Source organism: Oceanithermus desulfurans (assembly GCF_014201675.1).
Lineage (GTDB): Bacteria > Deinococcota > Deinococci > Deinococcales > Marinithermaceae > Oceanithermus > Oceanithermus desulfurans.
The window spans coordinates 273,854-293,882 of sequence record NZ_JACHEZ010000004.1; the positions used below are offsets into that span (position 1 = coordinate 273,854).

Annotated in this window: 13 protein-coding genes; 9 read left to right on the forward strand and 4 right to left on the reverse strand. The window is 68.9% G+C overall.

Going from position 1 to position 20,029, the window contains the following annotated elements; translation table 11 throughout:
- The first annotated feature begins 95 nt into the window (after window positions 1-95).
- From HNQ05_RS07040 to HNQ05_RS07060, 5 genes are all read left to right on the forward strand, one after another.
- Window positions 96-1,292, forward strand: a complete 1,197-nt coding sequence (locus HNQ05_RS07040; protein WP_147148690.1) for a sugar ABC transporter substrate-binding protein — start codon at window positions 96-98, stop codon at window positions 1,290-1,292.
- 109 nt (window positions 1,293-1,401) lie between these two features.
- A complete protein-coding gene (locus tag HNQ05_RS07045; RefSeq protein WP_147148692.1) occupies window positions 1,402-2,700 on the forward strand; it encodes a carbohydrate ABC transporter permease in 1,299 nt (432 codons plus the stop codon).
- A gap of 206 nt (window positions 2,701-2,906) precedes the next feature.
- Window positions 2,907-4,211 (forward strand): sugar ABC transporter permease, encoded by a 1,305-nt coding sequence (locus HNQ05_RS07050; RefSeq protein ID WP_183677705.1) that lies wholly within the window; start codon window positions 2,907-2,909, stop codon window positions 4,209-4,211.
- Window positions 4,208-5,950, forward strand: a complete 1,743-nt coding sequence (locus HNQ05_RS07055; RefSeq protein ID WP_147148696.1) for a glycoside hydrolase family 13 protein — start codon at window positions 4,208-4,210, stop codon at window positions 5,948-5,950. The genes HNQ05_RS07050 and HNQ05_RS07055 overlap by 4 nt, the downstream gene beginning before the upstream one ends.
- Complete coding sequence (locus tag HNQ05_RS07060) at window positions 5,943-8,075, forward strand: alpha-amylase family glycosyl hydrolase (RefSeq protein ID WP_147148698.1); 2,133 nt, start codon at window positions 5,943-5,945, stop codon at window positions 8,073-8,075. Before HNQ05_RS07055 ends, HNQ05_RS07060 begins: the two co-directional genes overlap by 8 nt.
- Window positions 8,076-8,138: 63 nt before the next feature.
- Here the strand turns inward: HNQ05_RS07060 and HNQ05_RS07065 are convergent, their stop codons facing one another.
- A complete protein-coding gene (locus HNQ05_RS07065) occupies window positions 8,139-9,152 on the reverse strand; it encodes a YeiH family protein (RefSeq protein WP_147148699.1) in 1,014 nt (337 codons plus the stop codon).
- Between the two features lie 81 nt (window positions 9,153-9,233).
- On the opposite strand from HNQ05_RS07065, the gene HNQ05_RS07070 reads away from it, so the two are divergent.
- Together HNQ05_RS07070 and HNQ05_RS07075 are read left to right on the forward strand one after the other, a co-directional pair.
- On the forward strand, window positions 9,234-10,166 hold the full coding sequence (locus HNQ05_RS07070; RefSeq protein ID WP_147148701.1) for a tRNA dihydrouridine synthase: 933 nt from the start codon (window positions 9,234-9,236) through the stop codon (window positions 10,164-10,166).
- Window positions 10,167-11,281: 1,115 nt separating this feature from the next.
- Window positions 11,282-11,797, forward strand: a complete 516-nt coding sequence (locus HNQ05_RS07075) for an inosine/xanthosine triphosphatase (protein WP_147148702.1) — start codon at window positions 11,282-11,284, stop codon at window positions 11,795-11,797.
- Here HNQ05_RS07075 and HNQ05_RS07080 read toward each other — a convergent pair.
- From HNQ05_RS07080 to HNQ05_RS07090, 3 genes are read right to left on the reverse strand one after another with little or no spacing between them, the layout of a single operon-like run.
- On the reverse strand, window positions 11,744-12,316 hold the full coding sequence (locus tag HNQ05_RS07080) for a DUF72 domain-containing protein (RefSeq protein WP_147148704.1): 573 nt from the start codon (window positions 12,314-12,316) through the stop codon (window positions 11,744-11,746). The two genes, HNQ05_RS07075 and HNQ05_RS07080, sit on opposite strands and share 54 nt — an antisense overlap.
- Window positions 12,316-13,050 carry an alpha/beta hydrolase gene (locus HNQ05_RS07085; RefSeq protein WP_147148706.1) on the reverse strand — a complete coding sequence of 245 codons (735 nt, stop codon included), beginning with the start codon at window positions 13,048-13,050 and terminating at the stop codon, window positions 12,316-12,318. Before HNQ05_RS07085 ends, HNQ05_RS07080 begins: the two co-directional genes overlap by 1 nt.
- Before the next feature lie 2 nt (window positions 13,051-13,052).
- Entirely contained in the window at window positions 13,053-13,994 is a 942-nt protein-coding gene (locus HNQ05_RS07090) for a ribose-phosphate diphosphokinase (RefSeq protein ID WP_147148708.1), read from the reverse strand.
- A 211-nt stretch (window positions 13,995-14,205) separates the two neighbouring features.
- Between HNQ05_RS07090 and HNQ05_RS07095 the strand changes: the two genes are divergently transcribed.
- Both HNQ05_RS07095 and lon read left to right on the forward strand, forming a co-directional pair.
- Window positions 14,206-16,833, forward strand: coding sequence for a sensor domain-containing protein (locus HNQ05_RS07095; protein ID WP_183677691.1), 2,628 nt, complete (start codon window positions 14,206-14,208; stop codon window positions 16,831-16,833).
- Between the two features lie 147 nt (window positions 16,834-16,980).
- Complete coding sequence (lon, locus tag HNQ05_RS07100; protein ID WP_147148712.1) at window positions 16,981-19,407, forward strand: endopeptidase La; 2,427 nt, start codon at window positions 16,981-16,983, stop codon at window positions 19,405-19,407.
- Window positions 19,408-20,029: the final 622 nt, after the last annotated feature.

Consider the following 20,029-nt stretch of genomic DNA (forward strand, 5'->3'; position numbering starts at 1 on the left):
GGCGCGGGAAACGGTGGAAACGAAGTTCGTACCTCCCCCGTTCGCGCTGAGTGGTAGCGCTACCATCGTCAGGTGGAGCGTAAGGAGGTGGTCGTATGAAGAAACTCTGGATGGCAGCCCTGGTGCTGCTGATGGGCGTGGCCATGGCTGCGGGACAGATCACCGTCTGGACGCACTTCGGAGGGCCCGAGCTCGAGTTCCTGAAGGATCAGGCCCAGCGCTACGAGAAGGCGACCGGCGTGGGGGTCCAGGTCGTCGAGGTGCCCTTCGGCGACATCAAGCAGAAATTCATCCTGGGCGCCCCCCAGGGCGAGGCCGCCGACCTGGTCGTCACCGTTCCCCACGACTGGGTGGGCGAGATGGCCGCGGCCGGGGTGCTCGAGCCCGTGGGCAAGTACGCCACCCAGGACTACCTCTCGGGGCTGATGCCGGTGGCCGTGGACGCCTTCAGCTACGGCGGCAAGCTCTTCGGCCTGCCGATGAACGCCGAGTCGGTGGCGCTCATCTACAACAAGGACCTGGTCCAGACTCCTCCGGCGACCTGGGACGAGTTCCTGGCGCTCGCCAAGAAGTACACCACCGGCGACACCTTCGGCTTCCTCTACGACCTCGGCAACCCCTACTTCAACTACGGCTGGTTCAAGGCCTACGGCGCCTACGTCTTCGGTAAGAACCCCGACGGCAGCCTCAACCCGGCCGACCTGGGCCTCGGTGGCGAGCCGGGCTACAAGGCGGGCCAGTTCATCAAGGACCTGCGCTACAAGTACGAGCTGATCCCCGAGGGCGTGGACTACGGCGTGGCCGACGGTGCCTTCAAGGACGGCGTGCTGGCCATGATCCTCAATGGCCCCTGGGCGCTGGGCGACTACAAGAAGGCCGGGCTCAACTTCGGCATCGCCCCGCTGCCCGCGCCTCCCGGCGGCGACGCCTGGGGTCCCTTCGTGGGCGTGCAGGGCGTGGTCGTGAACGCCTACTCGAAGAACAAGATCGCCGCGGTGAACTTCGCCAAGGCGCTGGTCAGTCCCGCCAACCAGGTGGCCTTCAACAAGGCCGGCGGCCGCATCCCGGTCTCGCTGGGCGCGCTCGAGCAGCTGAAGGACGACCCCGTCGTCAAGGGCTTCTCGACGACGATCGCCATGGGCGACCCCATGCCCAACATCCCGGCGATGGGCAAGGTTTGGGGCCCCTGGGGGAACGCGCTCGCGCTCATCACCCAGAAGCCCGACTCGGACGTGAAGAAGATCATCGACGACATGGTCGCCGAGATCGAAAAGGCCATCAAGGGCCAGTAAGCGGACGCGGGGGCGGCCTTCGGGCCGCCCCCCTCTGGGGTCTTCCTTGTACCGTCATCCTCCGGGACTTCGTGGTTTCCTGATCGCCGTCGCCCTCTTGGGGGGTGCGATGGTGATCGCCTTCGCCGCGGGCGCGGCGACCTTTTTCGCGCTCGAATCCGCCGCGACGGCCGCCGGTCGCCCCGAAGGCGTACCCAACTGGTGGATCCTGGTCACCTCGGTGGCCTTTTTTCTTCCCGTCCTCTTCCTGCTGGGCCGCACCTTCCCCTTCCTCACCGACTGGTACTACCTGCTGCCGGCGATCGTCTTCCTGCTCGTCTTCACCGTCTACCCCATCGTGCTGACCGTCTACCTGGCCTTCACCGACTACTCGGGGGCCCGCAACGGCTTTCCCGACCGCGCCACCGAGACGGCGGTCGTCGGGGTGGAGGGGCCGCGCCTCACCCTCGCCGCCGACCCGCACCGCGCGCTCGGCTGCGGCGAGAGCTGCGTGGGCGAGCGGCTCGAGCTCGTCGGCGACGGCCACCGGGGGCGCTTCGTGGTGACCGCCGAGGCGGGCGCCGAGCTCACCCTCGACCGCGCGCCGGCGTTCGCGCCCCGGTACGCCTACCGGGTCAACGCCTACCACTTCATCGGTTTCAAGAACTTCGTTTTCATTTTCCAAAACGCCTCCAAGGCGCTCTGGCCGGTCTTCGTCTGGAACGTGGTCTTCGCCGCGTTCACGGTGCTCTCGACCGCGCTGGTGGGCCTGCTGCTGGGCGTGCTGCTGAACAACAAGGACCTCAAACTGCGCAACCTCTACCGGACGCTGCTCATCATTTCCTGGGCGCTTCCGGGCGTGATCACCATTCAGATGTGGGTGGCGCTGCTCAACAAACAGTTCGGCGCCATCAACCGGCTGCTGGGGCTCTTGGGCGTCTACCCGATTCCCTGGCTGCTCGACCCGCTCTGGGCCAAGGTCTCGGTGCTGCTCGTCAACCTCTGGCTGGGTTTCCCCTACATGATGACGGCCACGCTGGGGGCGCTCTCGACGATTCCCGACGAGCTCTACGAGGCGGCCAAGGTCGACGGGGCGAACGCGCTCGACGCCTTCCAGTACATCACCCTGCCGCTTTTGCGCACCGCCTTCGTTCCCATCCTGCTGGCTTCCTTCGCCTTCAACTTCAACAACTTCAACGTCATCTACCTGCTCACCGGCGGCGGGCCCGCCACCGAGGGCCAGCTTTCCACGGCTCAGGCGACGGACATCCTCATCTCCTGGGCCTACAAGACGGCCTTCCGTTCCGAGGGCCAGTCGGCCTACGGCCTGGGCGCGGCGATCAGCCTGGTCATCTTCGTACTCACCGTGGGCATCAGCCTGGTCAACTTCCGCGTGAGCGGGGCGCTGCGTGAGGAGGGGCGGCGGTGAACCGGCGCGCCTGGGCGGCCTTCGCGGTCCTGCTGCTCGCCTACCTGGCGGCGCAGTGGACGTTCTTCACCGCCCGCGGCCTGCGCCCCGACAGCTTCCTGATCTACGGCCTGGAGCGCGGCGACTGGGGGCTGGCCCTGGGCTTCGTCCTCGTCGTGCTGCTGCTGGGGCTGGGGCTTCGGAGGCGGCTCGGCCCGGTGGACGGCCTGCGGCTCGTGCTCTGGACCCTGGGCCTCGCCGAGCTGGGGGCCTACACCTGGGGCCTGGGCATCGAGCTCGCGGGGCGGGTGCAGCCCAAGCCCGCCTTCGGCGCGGTCTTCGTCCCCGGCGGCTGGCGCTACGTGCTGGCGGGTTACGCCGTGGCGACCCTGGCCCTCTTCGTCTACAGCTGGGCCGTCATCAAGCTGGGCAACCGCCTCAGCGGCCGGCGGCGGCCGGTCGGGCCGCTCTTCGGGCAGGCCCTCACCCACCTCTTCCTATGGACCCTGGTCGTCCTCGTCTACTACCCGGTGCTGCAGGTGGTCAGCGCCTCGCTGGACCCGCGCAACAACCTCTTCAGCTTCCGCAAGGTGGAGAGCAGCTGGCTGCTGGTGCGGGCCAAGGTACTGCCGGCGCTCGACCAGGTCAGCTGGGCGAACTACGCCAAGCTGGTGGACGGGGTGGTCGTCTACCCCTGGCAGTGGGGGCTGCTGGCGCTGGCGCTGGGCCTCTTGCTGGCGGCGTTGGGGCTCGCCGCGCTGGCGCGGCGGCGCGGCGGCGAGCAACTCAAGGTGTGGCACGGCCGCGCCCTCTTCGGCTTCGCCGCGGTGCTCTTCGTGCTCGTCGTCTTCCTCAGCCCCGACCAGTTCACCGGCGCCGGCACCGAGAGCAAGTTCCTGCTCTGGGTGCGCAACACCCTGCTGGTCTCGGGCTCGAGCGGCCTGCTGGCCATCGCCCTGACGGCCACCGCCGGCTACGCCTTCGCCCGCTTCGACTTCCCGGGGCGCTACCCGACGCTGCTCACCTTCATCTTCATCCAGATGTTTCCCGGCTTTTTGGCGCTGGTGGCCATCTACTACCTGCTCAGCTGGCTCGACCTGCTCAACACCTTCACCGGCCTGCTGCTCGCCTACTCGGGCGGGATCATCAGCTTTGGCAGCTGGGTCTACAAGGGCTACGTCGAGAGCCTGGGACGCAGCCTCGAGGAGGCGGCCTACATCGACGGCGCCACCCGCTGGCAGGCCTTCACCCGCATCGTGCTGCCGCTCTCGGCGCCGATGTTCGTCTTCATCTTCCTGCTCCAGTTCGTGGGCACCTACTCCGAGTTCATCATGGCCAACCTGGTGCTCACCGGCGTGGACAAGTGGACCGTCGGCCTCGGCCTCTACAGCTTCACCACCGGCCAGTTCTCCACCAAGTGGGGTCTCTTCGCCGCCGCCAGCGTGCTCGGTTCGCTGCCCATCCTGCTCATCTTCTACGGCTTCCAGCAGTACTTTGTCTCCGGCTACACCGCCGGCGCGGTCAAGGAATGAACTACCACGACTACGACCCCGACTGCATCGACCCCCTGGTGCCCGAGCTGGGGGGCGAGGTGCGCCTCTTGGTGCGCACCGCGGCGCGAGAGGGGCAGCTCGTCTACCTGCACCACGGCGAGCTGGTGCGCCTCGAGCTGACCGCGGTCGCCGGCGGCCTGGAGGCGCGGGTGCCGGTGGTGGAGCCGGTGCTGCGCTACGCCTTCTTCCTGGAGGGGCGCTTCTTCGGCAGCCGCGGCGGCGAGGGCTCGCTGCCGCGCTACGACCGCTTCTTTCACCTGCTCACCGCCCCGGGGGTGCCCGACTGGGCGGTGGGGCGGGTCTTCTATCAAATCTTCCCCGACCGGTTCAGGAACGGCCGACCCGAGCTGAGCCCGCGCAGCGGCGAGTGGAGCTACCAGGGCCGGCCCATCGTGGCCAAGTCCTGGGACGCGCCGCCCGACCCGCAGCAGGGGGCGCGCGAGTTCTACGGCGGTGACCTTTGGGGGGTGCTGGAGGCGCTCGACTACCTGGACGACCTGGGCGCCGGTGGCCTCTACCTGACGCCCATCTTCAAGAGCCCCTCGAGCCACCGCTACGACACCGAGGACTACCACCGGATCGACCCCCACCTGGGCGGCCGCGAGGCCTTCGACGCGCTGGTGGGGGGGCTGCGCCGGCGCGGCATGAAGCTGGTGCTCGACGGCGTCTTCAACCACACCGGAGACCGTTTCTTCGGTTTTCGGGAGGCGCTCGAAAACCCCCACTCGCCCTGGCGCGAGGCCTTCACCTTCCTGCCCGGCGGGCAGTACGCCGCCTTCTTTGGGGTGCCGACGCTGCCCAAGCTGAACTACGCCAGCGAGCTGGTCTGGCGCTACTTCGTCACCGGGCCCGGGGCCGTGGTGCGGCGCTGGATCCGCGCCGGCGCCGACGGCTGGCGGCTCGACGTGGCCCAGCAGATCGGCGAGGGAGGCACGGACCGGGGCAACGCCCGGGTGCTGCGGGCCATCAAGGAAGCGGCCCGCGCCGAGGACCCCGCCGCTTACGTCTTCGGGGAGCTGGCCTTCGACACCGTGCCCTACCTGCGCGCCCGCACCCTCGACGGGGCGATGCACTACGCGGGGTTCGCGAACCCGTTGCTCGAGTGGCTGGGCGGCCGCGACGGGTACGGCCACCCGGTGCGCACCAGCGCGGCCGAGGTCTGGCGGACGCTGTGGGACCACTACGCCGCCCTGCCGCTGGGGGTGCGGCAGGCGATGTACACCCTGATCGGCTCCCACGACGTACCGCGGCCGCTGTGGCGGCTTCGGGGCGACGTGGAGAAGCTGAAGCTGCTCTTCGGGGTGCTGCTGACGTTCCCCGGTGCGCCCGGCCTCTACTACGGCGACGAGATCGGCCTCGATCAGGCCAACCCCTACGACGAGTGGCGCGGCGATCCGATGAACCGCGGCACCTTCCCCTGGGAGCCGGAGCGCTGGAACCAGGACGTCCGCGGCTGGGTGCGGCGGCTGGTGCGGCTGCGGCGCGAGCGCGCCGAGCTGAGCCGCGGGGGGCTGTTGCCGCTCGCGGGGCCGGCGGGGGCGCTCGCCTACCGGCGGCGCTATCGCGGGCGCGAGCTGTGGGTGCTGGCTGCGCCCGAGCCGGTGCGCTGGCGCCTGCCGCGGGCGCGTGAACTCGTCGCGGACCGGGAAGTGGAAGGCGAGCTGGAGTGGCAGGGCACGCTGGTGCTCGAGCCGCTGGAAGGAGGAGGGGATGCGTAAACTCATCACGTTCTTGCTGGTGCTGGTTTTGGGTCTGGCCCTGGCCGTCAAGGTGACCTTCCGCTACACACCGCCGCCGGGGCTCGAGGTGAACTCGGTCAGCCTGCGCGGCAGCTTCAACGGCTGGGGCGAAACCCCCATGACCCAGCAGCCCGACGGCTCCTGGACGGTCACCCTCGACCTCGAACCGGGCGAGTACAGCTACAAGTTTTTCATTAACGGCCAGTGGCCCAAAGACATGTGCGACGACCCCACCTTCGGCAACCCGATGGTGGACCCCCAGGCCGACGGCTGCACCGACGACGGCTTCGGAGGCCAGAACGCGGTGCGCGTCGTCGAGGCCCCGGTCCAGAAGGCCAGCGGCCCGGTGGAGCTCGCCTTCGAGCACGACCCGGCCCAGGCGCGCTACCTCTCGGTGGCCGACGGTCGGCTGGCCGTTCGCTTTTCGGCGGGGGCCGGCAGCGTAGCCAAGGCCGAGCTGCTCGCCGAGGGCACGCGCTACAAGATGTACCCCCAGCTCGAGGCGCGCGGCCGGGCCTACTGGCGCGTGAGCCTGCCCGACCGGCCCACCCGCTACCGCATCCACGTGGTGCAGACCGACGGACGCGAGGCCACGTTCGGCCCCTTCGAGTACAGCGGGAACGCCTTCCGCGGCCTCGACTGGGTGGGCGAGCGCGTGGGCTATCAGATCTTCCCCGAGCGCTTTCTGAACGGCAACCCCGGCAACGACGAGCTGGCGCTGGCCAGCGACGAGTACAACTTCAACGCCAAGTGGCGGCGGCTTGACCAAGGCAACAAGCCCTTCCTCTCGCCCTGGGACGGCCCGGTTACGCCGCAGCTGTGCTGCCACCAGTACTTTGGCGGCGACCTGGCCGGGGTGATCGCCAAGCTCGACTACCTGGCGCGCCAGGGGGTGGGGCTCGTCTACCTGAACCCCGTCTTCGACTCGGGCTCGGCCCACGGCTACGACACCCACGACTACCTGAAGGTCTCGCCCAAGTTCGGCGACAAGGAGACCCTGCGCCGGCTGCTGGACGAGGCCCACGAGCGCGGCATCAAGGTGCTCTTCGACTTCGTGCCCAACCACACCGGGCTGGGCTTCTGGGCCTTTCGCGACGTGGTGAAGCGGGGCCCCAACTCGCCCTACTGGAACTGGTACTTCATCAAGAAGTGGCCCTTCGAACCGGGCGACGAGAACGCCTACGAGGCCTGGTGGAACATCGGCAGCCTGCCCAAGCTGAACACCGGCAACCCCGGCGTGCGTCGCTACCTGCTGGAGGTGGCGGGGTACTGGATCCGCTTCGGCTTTGACGGCGTGCGCGTTGACGTCCCCGGTGACCTCATCGACGCCCACGCCTTCTTCGCCGAGATGCGCCGCGAGCTCAAGAAGATCAACCCCGAGGCCTACCTGGTCGCCGAGATCTGGCAGGCCGACGCCAGCTGGCTGGCGGGCGACGAGTTCGACAGCCTGATGAACTACGCCCTCGGCCGCGGCGCGATCCTCAAGTACGCCAAAGGGAAGCCGGCCGCGTTCGCCAACGGCAAGCGCGCCCTGCGCGAGATGAGCCAGGTCTACGCGGTGCTGCCCGAGGCCGCCGCCGACATGGGGTTCAACCTCATCGACTCGCACGACACCAGCCGCCTGCTCACCGACGTGGGCGGGGGCAAGTTCGGTCAGGAGCCGACGCCCGAGGGGTTGGCGCGCCAGCGCCTGGCCAGCGCGATCCTCTACGCCCTGCCGGGCGTGCCGGTGCACTTCCAGGGCGACGAGTGCGCCTTCCTGGGCGAGAAGGACCCCTACGACAAGCAGCGCTACCCCTTGCAGTGGGAGCGGTGCGACGCAGGGATGCAGACCTTCTACCGCGATCTGGCGCGGATCAAGACCTCGCTTCCGGCCTTCGATACCGCGATCTGGCGCGCCTACCTGGGCGAGGGGCCGCTGCTCGGTTTCTTCCGCGGCCAGCCGGGCCCCGGCGAGGTGCTGGCGCTCTTCAACAACGCCACAGAGCCCCAGACCGCACCGCTTCCTCCGGGGGCCTGGCAGGACGTGCAGACCCGGCGGACGTACCGGGGGGAGGTGCCGCTCGAGGCGTTGGGATGGCGTTACCTGCGCCACCGGCCCTGACGCGGAGCCGATCGAAACGAGGGGGCGGCCTGTGGCCGCCCCTGAGGTTTTCCGTTGTGAGCGCTAGATCGCGAAACGGCCCGCCAGCCAGCGCACCAGCAGGTAGCCTCCGCCCAGCAGCCAAACGTACATCGCGCCCGCCAGCAGGAGAGGCTTCACCCCCGCCTGGCGGAACTTCTCGATCCCCGTCTCCATCCCCAGCGCGGTCATGGCCATGGTGAGCAGGAAGGTGTCGAGAACGTTGATCTCGTGCACCCAGGCGCCCGGCAGCCAGTGCAGCGAGTTGAACGCCGCCACCCCGACGAAGTAGACCGCGAACCAGGGGACGCTTACCTTGCCGCGGCTCCTGACCGCCAAACCCAACAGCAAGAGCAGCGGCACCAGCAGCATCACCCGGGTCATCTTGACGATCACCGCACTGTCGGTCGCAGCCTGGCCGACCGCGCTGCCGGCGCCCACCACCTGGGCCACCTCGTGGACGGTGGCGCCCACGTAGAGCCCGTAGGCGGCGGGGTCCAGGTGCAGCAGACCGGAGCGGAAGAGCACCGGGTAGAGGAACATCGACAGGGTGCCGAAGAGCACCACGGTGCCCACGGCCACCGCGCTCTTGTAGGGCTTGGCGTCGAGGGTGGCCTCGGTGGCCAGCACCGCCGCCGCGCCGCAGACCGAGGAGCCCGAAGCGGTGAGCAGGCTGGTGTCGCGGTCCATGCGCAGCAGGCGCACCCCCACGAAGGCTCCGATCAGGAAGGTGGTGGCGAGCATGAAAGTCGAGGCGATCAGGCCCGGCGCGCCTACCTGGGCGATCTGCTGGAAGGTGATGCGAAAGCCGTAGAGCACCACGGCGAGGCGCAGCAGCGTCTTGGCGGAGAACTGAATGCCGGGCACCCAGGTAGCGGGAAGATGGCCGCGCAGGGTGTTGGCGTAGAACATCCCCAGGACGATGCCGACGATCAGCGGACTGAGCCGCAGCGCGGCGACCGGGGGCCAGGCGCTGATCTGGAAGGCGGCGAGCGAAAAGAGGGCGACGAAGAGAAGGCCGTGGATGGTGTGGGGCGCGTTTGGTCGGCTAAAGGGCATGGTACGGATCCTCCTGCATACCCGCAAAGCATAACGCCTTACGCATCAACGAAGGTTCAACCCAGCCCGTAGAATCGACGGGTGCACGGTGGGTTGGGGTCCTTGGACGGCGAAGGGGCGGTGCTGGCGCCCATGGCCGGCTTTACCGACGCAGCCTTCCGCGTCGTGGCCGAGCGCTTCGGGGCGCTGTGGACGGTGGGGGAGATGGTGATGGCGGGCTCGCTGCTGCGGGGCTCGGCGGAGGCGCGGGCGCTTTTGCAGCCGCACCCCGAGGAGCGTTCGCGGGTGGTGCAGCTCGCGGGGGCGGACCCGGACGAGGTCGCCCGGGCGGCTGCGCTGGCGTACGGGCGGGTCCGCCCGCGCGCGATCGACCTGAACATGGGCTGCCCCATGCCCAAGGTGACGGTGCGGGGCGCGGGGGCGGCGCTCCTGGACGACCCCGAGCGGGCGGCGCGCATGGTGGCCGGGGTGCGCGAGGCGACCGGCCTGCCGGTGAGCGTGAAGCTGCGGCTGGGGTTCGCGCAGGTGAACGCAGTGGAGATGGCCCGGAGGCTCGAGCAGGCCGGGGCGGCGCTCTTACGCGTGCACGGGCGCACGGCGGCTCAGCGTTACGGCGGCCGGGCCGACTGGGACCGGATCCGCGAGGTGGCCCGGGCGGTGCGGATCCCGGTAGTGGGCACGGGGGACGTGCGCACCGTGGAGGATTACCGCGCGCGCCGCGCCATGGGGCTGGGCGTGGCCGTGGCGCGGGGGGCGGCGGGGCGGCCGTGGTTCTTCGCCGAGGTGCGGGGGGAGCCGGTGCCGGCGCGCCTCCGGCGGGAGGCGGCGCAGCAGCACCTGCGGCTCCACCTGGACTGGTACGCCCGGCGCGGCGAGGCCTGGGCGCTGCGCGCCTTCCGCGGGCACCTGAAGGCCTACCTGGGCGCGGCTCCGGCACCGGTACGCGCCCGGGCGCTGGCGCTGGAGCGGGCGGACGAGGTGGCCGAGGTGTTGGGGGCGTGGACGGGTGTGTAGTGCGCGGTGCGTGGTGCGTGGTGCAGGCAGGCGGCCAACGTAGGAACCTGCGGCTTGAGGCCCATAGTATGGGCGGGCTGCCAGCAGCGATAAGATCCCTGTTTAGGCGCTTTTGCGCCTCGTCGGGGATGACGGAAGGGGGCGTGGAGCGTAAGGAGTGGGATGTGGGTAACCCACTGAAGGATCAACGTCCGCCCACAGGCGTGCGTGTTAGGCAGACGATGCGCACGCGGGGCTCTTCCCGTTTTCTACGTACCACCGTCCACCACCTACCACGTACCACCGTTCTCGTCATTCCGGACGAGCGGGCCATGTGGCCCGCGAGAGCCGGAATCTTAACGCCGATCAGGAGTCGGCGATCGAAGCACTAACGGCGACGACGGCGCGTCGATGAACTCGCTATGCTCGGCAGCAGTATGCCCCGGTTAGAGGTTGTTGCGCTCCCTTGGCCTGGGCAACGTAGACGTAGGCTGGGATGAGGCAGAAACGACAAGATCCCCGATCCCGGCGCTCCGCGCCTCGTCGAGGATGACGTAAGAAGAGCGGGGAGTGGAAGGGGCTGGGATGGCAGTGTCGCAGCAATCGTGTGGACGTCGAGGCGCCGAGTCTGCACGGTTTTGGGCTTGCAAAGAAAAGGCGGGCAGGCTCACGGCCGCTACCCGCTACGCCCTCCCCCTCTAACGATCCCCCAGTCTCGCGCCATGTGCCATGTACCGCGCACTGCGCACTGTGTACCACCCACCATTTACCGCCTGCCACCCGCTGCGTACTGCCTCTCGTCATTCCGGACGAGCGGGCCACCCGGCCCGTGAGAGCCGGAATCTTTGCTGGGCGCGAATAAGAGGATCGACCGCCCGGTCGGTTCGCTAAACGACCACGACAAGATCCCCGACCTCGGCGCTTCGCACCTCGTCGGGGATGACGGAAGGAGGGGCGGGGCGAGGGTGGCCAAGAGGCGCGGGGCCGCCTTGTGCCTTCGACTTCGGAGCAAGCCGATTCCGCCGAAACGCCGGGGCGACGTTCCGGAAGTAGAGGCAGACCGGGCGCCGGCCCGGTTCCGCCCGCTACCGCGGATCTTGCCTCCGCTCCTGCGTCCCCCCGGTAGACTGGAGGGCGTGGAAATCGCCCTGGGGAGCACGAACGCGGTCAAGCTGCTGGCGCTCAGGTGGGCGCTCGAGCGCCTGGGGCTCGACGTCGAGCCGCGCCCGCTGGAGGTGCCCAGCGGCGTGGCCGCGCAGCCCTTGAGCGAGGCCGAGACCGCGGCCGGGGCGCTGGCGCGGGCGCGGGCGGCGCGCGAGCGCGCCGGTGCCGCGCTGGGCGTGGGCATCGAGGGCGGGGTGGACCTGGAGGGCGGCTGGGTCGTCAACGTGGCGGCGGTGGACGACGGCGAACGCTACGCGTTGGGGCGCAGCCCCGGGGTGCAGCTGCCGGCCGGCTGGCTGGCGGCGCTGCGGGCGGGGGAGACGCTGGGCGAGCTCATCGAGGCCCGTTACGGCCCCGAGGCGCGGGCGCTGGGGGCGATGGGCGTCTTCACCGGCGGAGCGCTCACCCGCCAGGAGGCCAGCGCCCAGGCGGCGCTAGCCGCGCTCGGACGCTACTTCGTGCTGGTGGCGGAGGGCGGCGCTGAGTGAGCCGTAGTAGGCGTAGCCGGGAAGGTCTGGCAGCGGGGGGCGGTCGAGGACGTACTGCCAGGCGGCGGGGCGGTTCACGGCCACCCATCCGTAGGGCTCCAGCAGCCCGCTGAGCTCTTCTTTCACCTCGAAAGCGTAATCGCCGGGGAGCTCGAGCTCCGCGAGCATAGCCAGCCACTCGGCGAAGGCGACCGGGTCGGCGCGGTCCGGCACCACGAAGCGCACCCCGCCGCGGGCGCGGCCCAGCCGCTTGTGGCGGCGCAGAAAGCGGCGCAGGCCGCGGCGCTCCTCGCCGCCGGGGCGGTAGGTCAGGTAGCGGGGCGCGACCCAGGAGTAGACGAAGCCCGCGGGCGCGTAGGCGCGCCAGCGGCCGACCACGTCCCAGTCGGGCACGCGGCGGTGGGTCTGGACCAGCTCGATCGAGTTGAAGAGCCCGAAGTAGCGGCGGCGGCGCTGCCGGGGCGAGAGCCCCGACCACTCGCCTCCGCTCGGCCAGCCCGAGGTGCCCAGGTAGAGCATCAGCGGCTCCAGTGCGCGAGCCAGCCCGCGGCCTGCTCCAGCATCACCTCGGGCAGCTCGTGCCCCACGCCCTCGAAGACGGCGTGGGCCAGGCGTCCGTCCCGTTCCTTGTAGGCGCTCCGCAGGGCCTTCACGGTCTCCTGCATGCGCGCGAGCGGCACCACCGGGTCGCGGGCGCCGTGCAGGTGCAGAATCGGCGTGGGCGGGTAGGCGGCGGCGCGGGTGACCGGCGGGTTTTGGTAGGCCTCGGCCCACTCGGGGTGGGCCTCGACGAAGCTCGGCGGAGCGTCGAGCGGAAAGCCGCTGGAAATCAGGATCGCCGCCGCCTGCGGCCGCAGCAGCCCGCGCGAGATCAGCTCGTGCCAGACGTAGCCGCCCATGCTCGCGCCCGCGGCCAGCAGGGGCAGGCCCGCGAGTTCGTCGCGAGCGGCCAGCGCCTCAGCGAGCGCTGGCAGCTCGGCCACCTGGGCGGCGATGGCGCGCACCACGCCCTCGAGGTAGTTCGCGCGGTCACGCGGGTCGAAGCGCCAGCGCGCCTCGGCCCGCTCGCCGTGCAGGGGGGCGTCGGGGTGGACGGTGGCCAGGCCGCGTTCGTGGAAGGGGGCGGCCAGGCGGGCGGTGCGCTCCTTGGAGCCGCCCGCGCCGTGCAGGAAGAGCACCCAGCCCCGCGGCCGCTCGGGCCGGGCCAGGACGAGCGGCACGCCCTCGAGGTAGAGCCGTTCCTTCGTCGTCATGGTCAGTTGAACAGCGCCGAGATGGACTCGCCCCGGTGGATGCGGTCGATGGCCTCGGCGAAGAGGGGGGCCACGTTCATCACCCGCAGCTTTTCGGGGAGGGGACGGGGCGGGGCGCAGGTGTCGGTGGCGGCCACGGTGCGGATGGGGCTCTTGGCGATGCGCTCGAGCGCCGGACCCACGTAGACCCCGTGGGTCACCGCGGCGTAGACCTCGCGCGCCCCCGCTTCGAGCACGGTTTCGGCGGCCTTGACGAGCGAGCCCGCGGTCGAGACCTCGTCGTCGATCACCAGGGCGATCTTCCCCTTCACGTCGCCCACCAGGCCCCGCGCCTCCACCTCGGTGTCGGAGAGGCGCTGTTTGTCGATGAAGGCGAGCGGCGTGCCCAGCCGCCGCGCCAGCGCGCTGGCGCGCTTGATGTCGCCGGCGTCGGGGGCCACCACCACGGCGTGCTCCAGGTCCTCGATCCGGGTCACGAAGTGGTTGGCGATCACCATCTCGGCCGAGAGGTGGTCCATGGGCACCTTGAAAAAGCCGTGCACCTGCGGCGAGTGCAGCGTCATGGTGAGCACCCGGTCGGCTCCGGCGGTCTGCAGCAGGTCGGCCACCAGCCGCGCGGCCACCGAGATGCGGGGCTCGTCTTTCTTGTCGCTGCGGGCGTAGGAGAAGTAGGGGATCACCGCGGTCACCCGGTGCGCGCTCGCCCCTTTGGCGGCGTCGATCATCATCAGCAGCTCGAAGAGATGGTCCTGCACCGGCGGCGTGAGCGACTGCACGATGAAGACGTCGGCCTCGCGCAGCGACTCCTCGAAGCGGACGAAGAGGTTGTCGTTGGCGAACTTTTCGGTGCTGCTGCGGCCCAGCGGCAGTTCCAGGTGGTGGGCGATCTCGCGCGCGAGCGCAGGGTTCGACTTCCCGGTAAAGACTTTCAGGGGACGGTTCATGCCGGCAGGTAGCATATCACACCCGGGTGCGGCGTCCGGCGGCGGAATATGACCCTTCGCTGACGTGAAGCAGGGGTAGATTTGGGTTAGCGTAAGGGTTCCCTGCCGTGTTCCTTGGGTCACATTGTTTGGAACATGCACGATGTGGTCGTAATTATGGACTACAATAGGCGTAAATCCACCGTGCGGCCATGATCGGATGGGAGGTGTGGTGGGCAGGAGCTGGGAGTTCTTTCGTAACCTCTGGTGGCGCTTCCGCAGACGGTTGCTGCCCCCCTTTCACCTGACCCCGGGCGAGTGGGCGATCCTTTCCCGCAGGCTCCCGGTCGTCGTCTATCAGGCGCTGGCCGACGAGCAGGGGACCACCCTCTTCGCCGCCGGCGCGATCGAGTCCATGCTGGGCTACACCGCGGCCGAGTGGGTGGGCCGCCCCGACGCCTGGTACGCCAGCCTCCACCCCGACGACCGCGCCAAGGTCATGCAGGCGCTGGCGCGGCTGACCCCCGGCGCTTCGGTCGAGATCAGCTACCGCATGCGGCACAAGGCCGGGGACTGGCGCTGGATCCGCGACACCGTGACCCTGTTCGAGGCGGCGCCCGGGCGGCGCTACTACCTGGGGGTGATGACCGACGTTACCCACGAAAAGGAGCTCGAGCAGGCCACGATGGAGTCGTCCGTCTTCCTCGACGAGCTGCTGCGCTCCGGTCCCTGGGTGCTCTACCGCCTCGAAGGACCCGCACAGCGCATCGGCTACCTTTCGCCCAACGCCCGCAACGTCCTGGGCCTGGAAACGGAAGAAGTCCTGGGGCAGACCCCCGAGCACCTCGTCGAGCGGGTGCACCCGGAGGACCGTGGCCTCTTCCGCCGCCACTTCGCGCTGCTGCGCCAGGCGGGCGGCGACCAGACGCGCGTGCGCTTCCGCCTGGAGTCGGGCGAGTACCACTGGATCGCGCTGCACGGGCGCAGGGCGGCGGGCGAGCCCGAGGTCTACCTGGGCTACCTGATGGACGTGGAGGAGAAGGCGCGGCACGAGCAGTGGACGCGCATGAACGCCGAGCGGCAGCGGGCGCTCTACGACCTAGGCCGCCAGGCCTGGGAGACGACCCAGCCCGAGCGCTTCTTCGAGAAGGTCGTCGAGGTGCTCGACCGCATCCTCGAGCCCGACTACGTCTCCATCATGGAGCACGACTCGGAGAACCGCAGGATGGTGGTGCGCGCCGGGAAGCGGGTCCCCGTGGGGACCACCTTCGAGGTCGACCGCTCCCAGGCGGGTTTCACGCAGAAGCTCAACGAGGTGGTGGTCGCGCACGACCTTCGCAGCGAGCGCCGCTTCCCGGTGCCCGAACGCCTGCTCGAATGGGGCATCCGCAGCACCCTGAGCGTGCCGATTCCGGGGCTCCGGTCGCCGTACGGGGTGCTCGGCATCGGCTTCCGGGACCCCCGGCGGATGGACGAGAACACCGTCCGCTTCGTACAGCAGGTCGCCCAGCTGATGGGGCAGGTGCTGCGCTACCGCAAGGTGATGGACGACCTCGAGTTCAAGGCCTACCACGACGACCTCACCGGCCTGCCTAACCGCCGGGCCCTCTACCGGCACCTTTCGTACCTGCTCTCGAGCGCCGAGGTCTCGGGGGCCGTGGCCTTCCTCGACCTGGTGGACTTCGGCGAGGTCAACGACACCTGGGGGCACGAGACCGGCGACCGCCTGCTGCGCTACGTGGCCTCGCGCCTCCAGGCGCTCGCGCCCATCGGGGTCTGGGCCGCGCGCTGGGGCGGCGACGAGTTCGTGGTCGTGCTGGTGGGCGACGACCCACGGGCCTTGCTGGAGCAGGCGCTCGAGCACCTGAGCGCTTCCGCGCCGCTGGGGGAACACCGGATCCGGCTCTCGGCGCGCGCCGGCATGGTGCGGTTCCGCACCTTCGGCTCCGACGCCGAAACGCTGCTGCGCCGGGCCGACATGGCGCTGGCCGTCGCCAAGGAAAGCAAGCGCGAGGTCTACGAGTACGAGGCCGGCCTGCAGGAAAAGGCCGCGGAGCGGCGCGCGCGTGTCGAGGCGCTGCGCCGGGCCATGGAGGACGGGGAGGGCGGCGAACTGTACCTGCACTTCCAGCCCGTCGTCAACCCCGAGGGGCGCTACGTGGTCGCCGCCGAGGCGTTGCTGCGTTGGCGCGACCCCCGCAGCGGCGAGCAGATTTCGCCCGCCGAGTTCGTACCGCTGGCGGAGCAGTACGGCCTAGCCGTAAAGCTCGACGCCCGGGTGCTGCGCATGGCCCTCGGCGAGGGGTTGCGCTGGCTCGAGCGCTGGGGGGAGGCCGCTCCCCGGCTCTCGGTCAACGTCTCGCCCGAGAGCATCCTCGACCCCGCCTTCACGGCCAGCCTCGAGGAGCTGCTGCAGGCGACCGGCTACCCTGCGGAGCGCCTGACCCTGGAGATCACCGAGCGCATCATTGCCGACGTCGAACACACCCGCGGCCCCCTCACCCACCTGCGCGAGCTGGGCGTGCGGATCGCGGTCGACGACTTCGGGACGGGGTACTCCTCGCTCGCCTACCTGGCCTACCTCGCCGTCGACATCCTCAAAGTCGACCGTGCTTTCACCCGCGACATCGGTAAGAACCCGCGCACCGAGGCGGTGCTGCGTTCCATCTTCGCCCTGGGTGGCAACCTGGGTCTGCAGATCACCATCGAAGGCGTCGAGGACGTACGCCAGCTGGAGTGGTTGCGCCAAACGGAGTGCGACTGGGTGCAGGGTTTCGGAATCGCCCGTCCCATGCAGGCGCAGGCCTTCACCCGCTGGCTGGACGACTTCCTGGCCCGCAACCGCGCCGGAAATCACTAGACCTGAGAATAAAATTGCGGTAAAATTTGACAAGGGTAGACTAAACTTATGAGCGATTTTGAACACGAACAGCCTTCAACCCCACAGGCCGACCCGCAAGGATCGGACCTAGAAACCAGCGAAACCACGGACGAAAGGAGGTCCGAGATGCAGATACCCGAACGCGTTCCCGTCGTCCCCGTTCGCGGCTCCGTCATCTTTCCGACGATGGTCATGCCCATCGATGCGGGCCGCCCCGTCTCGGTGCGCGCCATCGATGCCGCTTTGAACGGCGAGCGGGTCGTGTTGATCGTCAGCCAGCGCGACAAGGAGGTGGAGTCGCCCGAGGCCGACGACCTCTTCACCGTGGGCACGCTCGCCAACATCCTGCGCATGCGCAAGAACCCCGACGGCTCGGTGCAGATGCTGGTGCAGGCCTTTGCCCGCGCCCGCGTGCGGCGCTACGAGAGCGCCGAGGGCTACCTGACCGCCGAGGTCGAGCCCATCCAGGACGTGCCCGGTGACGAGGTCGAGGTGCGCGCCCTTTTCCGCGAGGTGCAGGAGCGCTTCGCCGCCATCCTCAAGGAGGGCAAGTACCTGAGCCCCGACGTGGCCCAGTACATCCAGAAGCTGGAGGACCCGAGCCAGCTCGCGGACTACATCGCCTTCCATATGGACTTCAAGCTCGAGGACAAGCAGAAGATCCTCGAGATGGCGGGTGTGTCCGAACGCCTGCGGCGGGTGCTGGTGCTCCTCGACGCCGAGCTCGAGCTCATCGAGACCCAGCGCCGCATCCAGCAGCAGGTCAAGGAAGAGATCGACCGCAACCAGCGCGAATACTTCCTGCGCGAGCAGATGAAGGTCATCCAGAAGGAGCTCCATGGCGAGGAAGGCGAAGAAGAGGTCGAGGAGCTGCGCCAACGCATTGAAGAGCTGAACCTTCCTGAGAACGTACAAAAGGAGGTGGACCGCGAGCTCGGCCGCCTGGCGCGGATGCACCCCGACTCGGCCGAGGCCGCGGTGATCCGCACCTACCTCGACTGGATCGTTCACCTGCCCTGGAACACCCGCACCGAAGACAACCTCGACATCGAGCGGGCCAAGCAGATTCTCGAGGAAGACCACTACGGCCTGGAGAAGGTCAAGGACCGGGTGCTCGAGTACCTGGCCGTGCGCAAGCTCCGCTACGAACGCGCCAAGCGCGGCGAGATTCCCGCCGAGGAGGTCAACAAGGGGCCCATCCTGCTCTTCGTCGGTCCGCCGGGCGTGGGCAAGACCTCGATCGCCAAGTCCATCGCCCGGGCGCTGGGGCGCAAGTACGTGCGCGTCAGCCTTGGCGGCGTGCGCGACGAGTCCGACATCCGCGGCCACCGGCGCACCTACATTGGCGCCATGCCCGGCCGCATCATCCAGGGGCTGCGGCAGGCCGGGAGCAAGAACCCCGTCTTCCTCCTCGACGAGGTGGACAAGATGGGGCAGAGCTTCCAGGGCGACCCGGCCGCAGCGCTCCTCGAAGTGCTCGACCCCGCCCAGAACAAGGAGTTCACCGACCACTACCTGGGCGTGCCCTTCGACCTCTCCGAGGTGCTCTTCATTGGTACCGCCAACTTCCCGCAGCTCATCCCCGCGCCGCTGATGGACCGCATGGAGCTGATCGAGTTCACCTCCTACATCGAGCAGGAGAAGCTGGAGATTGCCAAGCGCTACCTGCTGCCGCGGCAGCTCGAAGAGAACGGCCTGAGCAAGGGCCAGGTCCACGTCACCGAGGCGGCGCTGATGCGGCTCATCACCCACTACACCCGTGAGGCGGGCGTGCGCAACCTCGAGCGCGAGATCGGCAGCCTGCTGCGCAAGGCGGCCCGCCGCATCCTCGAGGAGGGCAAGAAGCGGGTCCGCATCACCGAGCGCGACCTCGAGAAGTACCTGGGTCCGCCGCGCTACACCCCCGAGACCGAAGCCCGCGAGCCCCAGGTGGGCGTGGCTACCGGCATGTACTACACCCCCGTTGGCGGCGACATCATGTTCGTCGAGGTGAGCATCATGCCCGGCAAGGGCCAGCTCATCCTCACCGGCCAGCTGGGGGACGTGATGAAGGAGTCGGCCCGGGCGGCGCTCAGCTATGCCAAGAAGAACGCCGAGCGCTTCGGGATCGAGCTCGAGAAGTTCGAGAAGTCCGACATCCACATCCACGTACCTGCCGGCGCCATTCCCAAGGAAGGGCCCTCAGCCGGCATCGCCATCAGCAGCGCATTGGTGAGCGCCCTCACCGAGGTGCCGGTGCGCCACGACGTGGCCATGACCGGAGAGATCACCCTCACCGGTCGGGTGCTGCCCATCGGTGGGGTGCGGGAGAAGGTGCTGGGTGCGCGCCGCGCCGGGATCCGCGAGGTCATCCTGCCGCGCCGCAACGAGCCCGACCTGCGCGACATCCCGCGCAACCTGCAGCGCGACATGACCTTCCACTTCGTCGAGAACCTCGACCAGGCGCTCGATCTGGCCCTGGTGGGCGGGCTCGCCGAGCTGGAAGCCCGTGCCAAGCGGGCCAAGCGCGCCCGCGCGCGCCGGAAGAAGGCCCAGCCCGCCGCCCAGGCGTAAACCCTTTTTGTGCCAGCAACCCCCTGCGTTTAGGGGGTTGTTTTTTGTGGTGGGTTTAGGAATGCCTCGAGAAGCGGGGCGTGGTCAGAGGTGCACATTGCCCAAAAGCGCAAATGCCACATTCACCGGGTAAATAGGCTAGCTTCTCTTGGGCTGTAAAAGAGGATATTTGAGCCAGACTTTACGGTGTAGGACTGCTACCCTTTGAAAATCACGGAAAATCACGTGTCCATTCACTGGGCAGTGATGGACAAACTTATCGGAGCCGATGGCAGCAGTCCGCTGCACGAGGTTCTGGCTCCGTGTTGCAGTCAGTGAGGTAGACCCTATCTGAGGACTTAAAGGAGGTCTTCTCAGTGTGGCTATGGAGCCTTGGCTCAGACCTTTTCTGAGCAGCGCCACTGTGGCCGCCTCGTGCGGGCACCGGAACTGTTCGCTCGAAGCCGAGAAGTAGCCGTGACCGGCCATGACCTTCCCGGTAGATACCAGAGGCAGATCAAGAGCACAATCGCGCTGCACTGCTAGGTCTAAGAAGTCAAATTAGGACCAGGGTAGGGAAGTTTTTTGCTAACGATCAGAGCCCGCCTACCCTGGCCGCAGTGGTGATGTTCATCGCAGGTGA

What these genes read in the sequence shown, in the direction of transcription:
- HNQ05_RS07040 (WP_147148690.1), top strand. Translation starts at nt 96, where the DNA reads ATGAAGAAACTCTGGATGGCAGCCCTGGTGCTGCTGATGGGCGTGGCC.
- HNQ05_RS07045 (WP_147148692.1), top strand. Translation starts at nt 1,402, where the DNA reads ATGGTGATCGCCTTCGCCGCGGGCGCGGCGACCTTTTTCGCGCTCGAA.
- HNQ05_RS07055 (WP_147148696.1), top strand. Translation starts at nt 4,208, where the DNA reads ATGAACTACCACGACTACGACCCCGACTGCATCGACCCCCTGGTGCCC.
- HNQ05_RS07060 (WP_147148698.1), top strand. Translation starts at nt 5,943, where the DNA reads ATGCGTAAACTCATCACGTTCTTGCTGGTGCTGGTTTTGGGTCTGGCC.
- HNQ05_RS07065 (WP_147148699.1), bottom strand. Translation starts at nt 9,152, where the DNA reads ATGCCCTTTAGCCGACCAAACGCGCCCCACACCATCCACGGCCTTCTC.
- HNQ05_RS07080 (WP_147148704.1), bottom strand. Translation starts at nt 12,316, where the DNA reads ATGCTCTACCTGGGCACCTCGGGCTGGCCGAGCGGAGGCGAGTGGTCG.
- HNQ05_RS07085 (WP_147148706.1), bottom strand. Translation starts at nt 13,050, where the DNA reads ATGACGACGAAGGAACGGCTCTACCTCGAGGGCGTGCCGCTCGTCCTG.
- HNQ05_RS07090 (WP_147148708.1), bottom strand. Translation starts at nt 13,994, where the DNA reads ATGAACCGTCCCCTGAAAGTCTTTACCGGGAAGTCGAACCCTGCGCTC.
- lon (WP_147148712.1), top strand. Translation starts at nt 16,981, where the DNA reads ATGCAGATACCCGAACGCGTTCCCGTCGTCCCCGTTCGCGGCTCCGTC.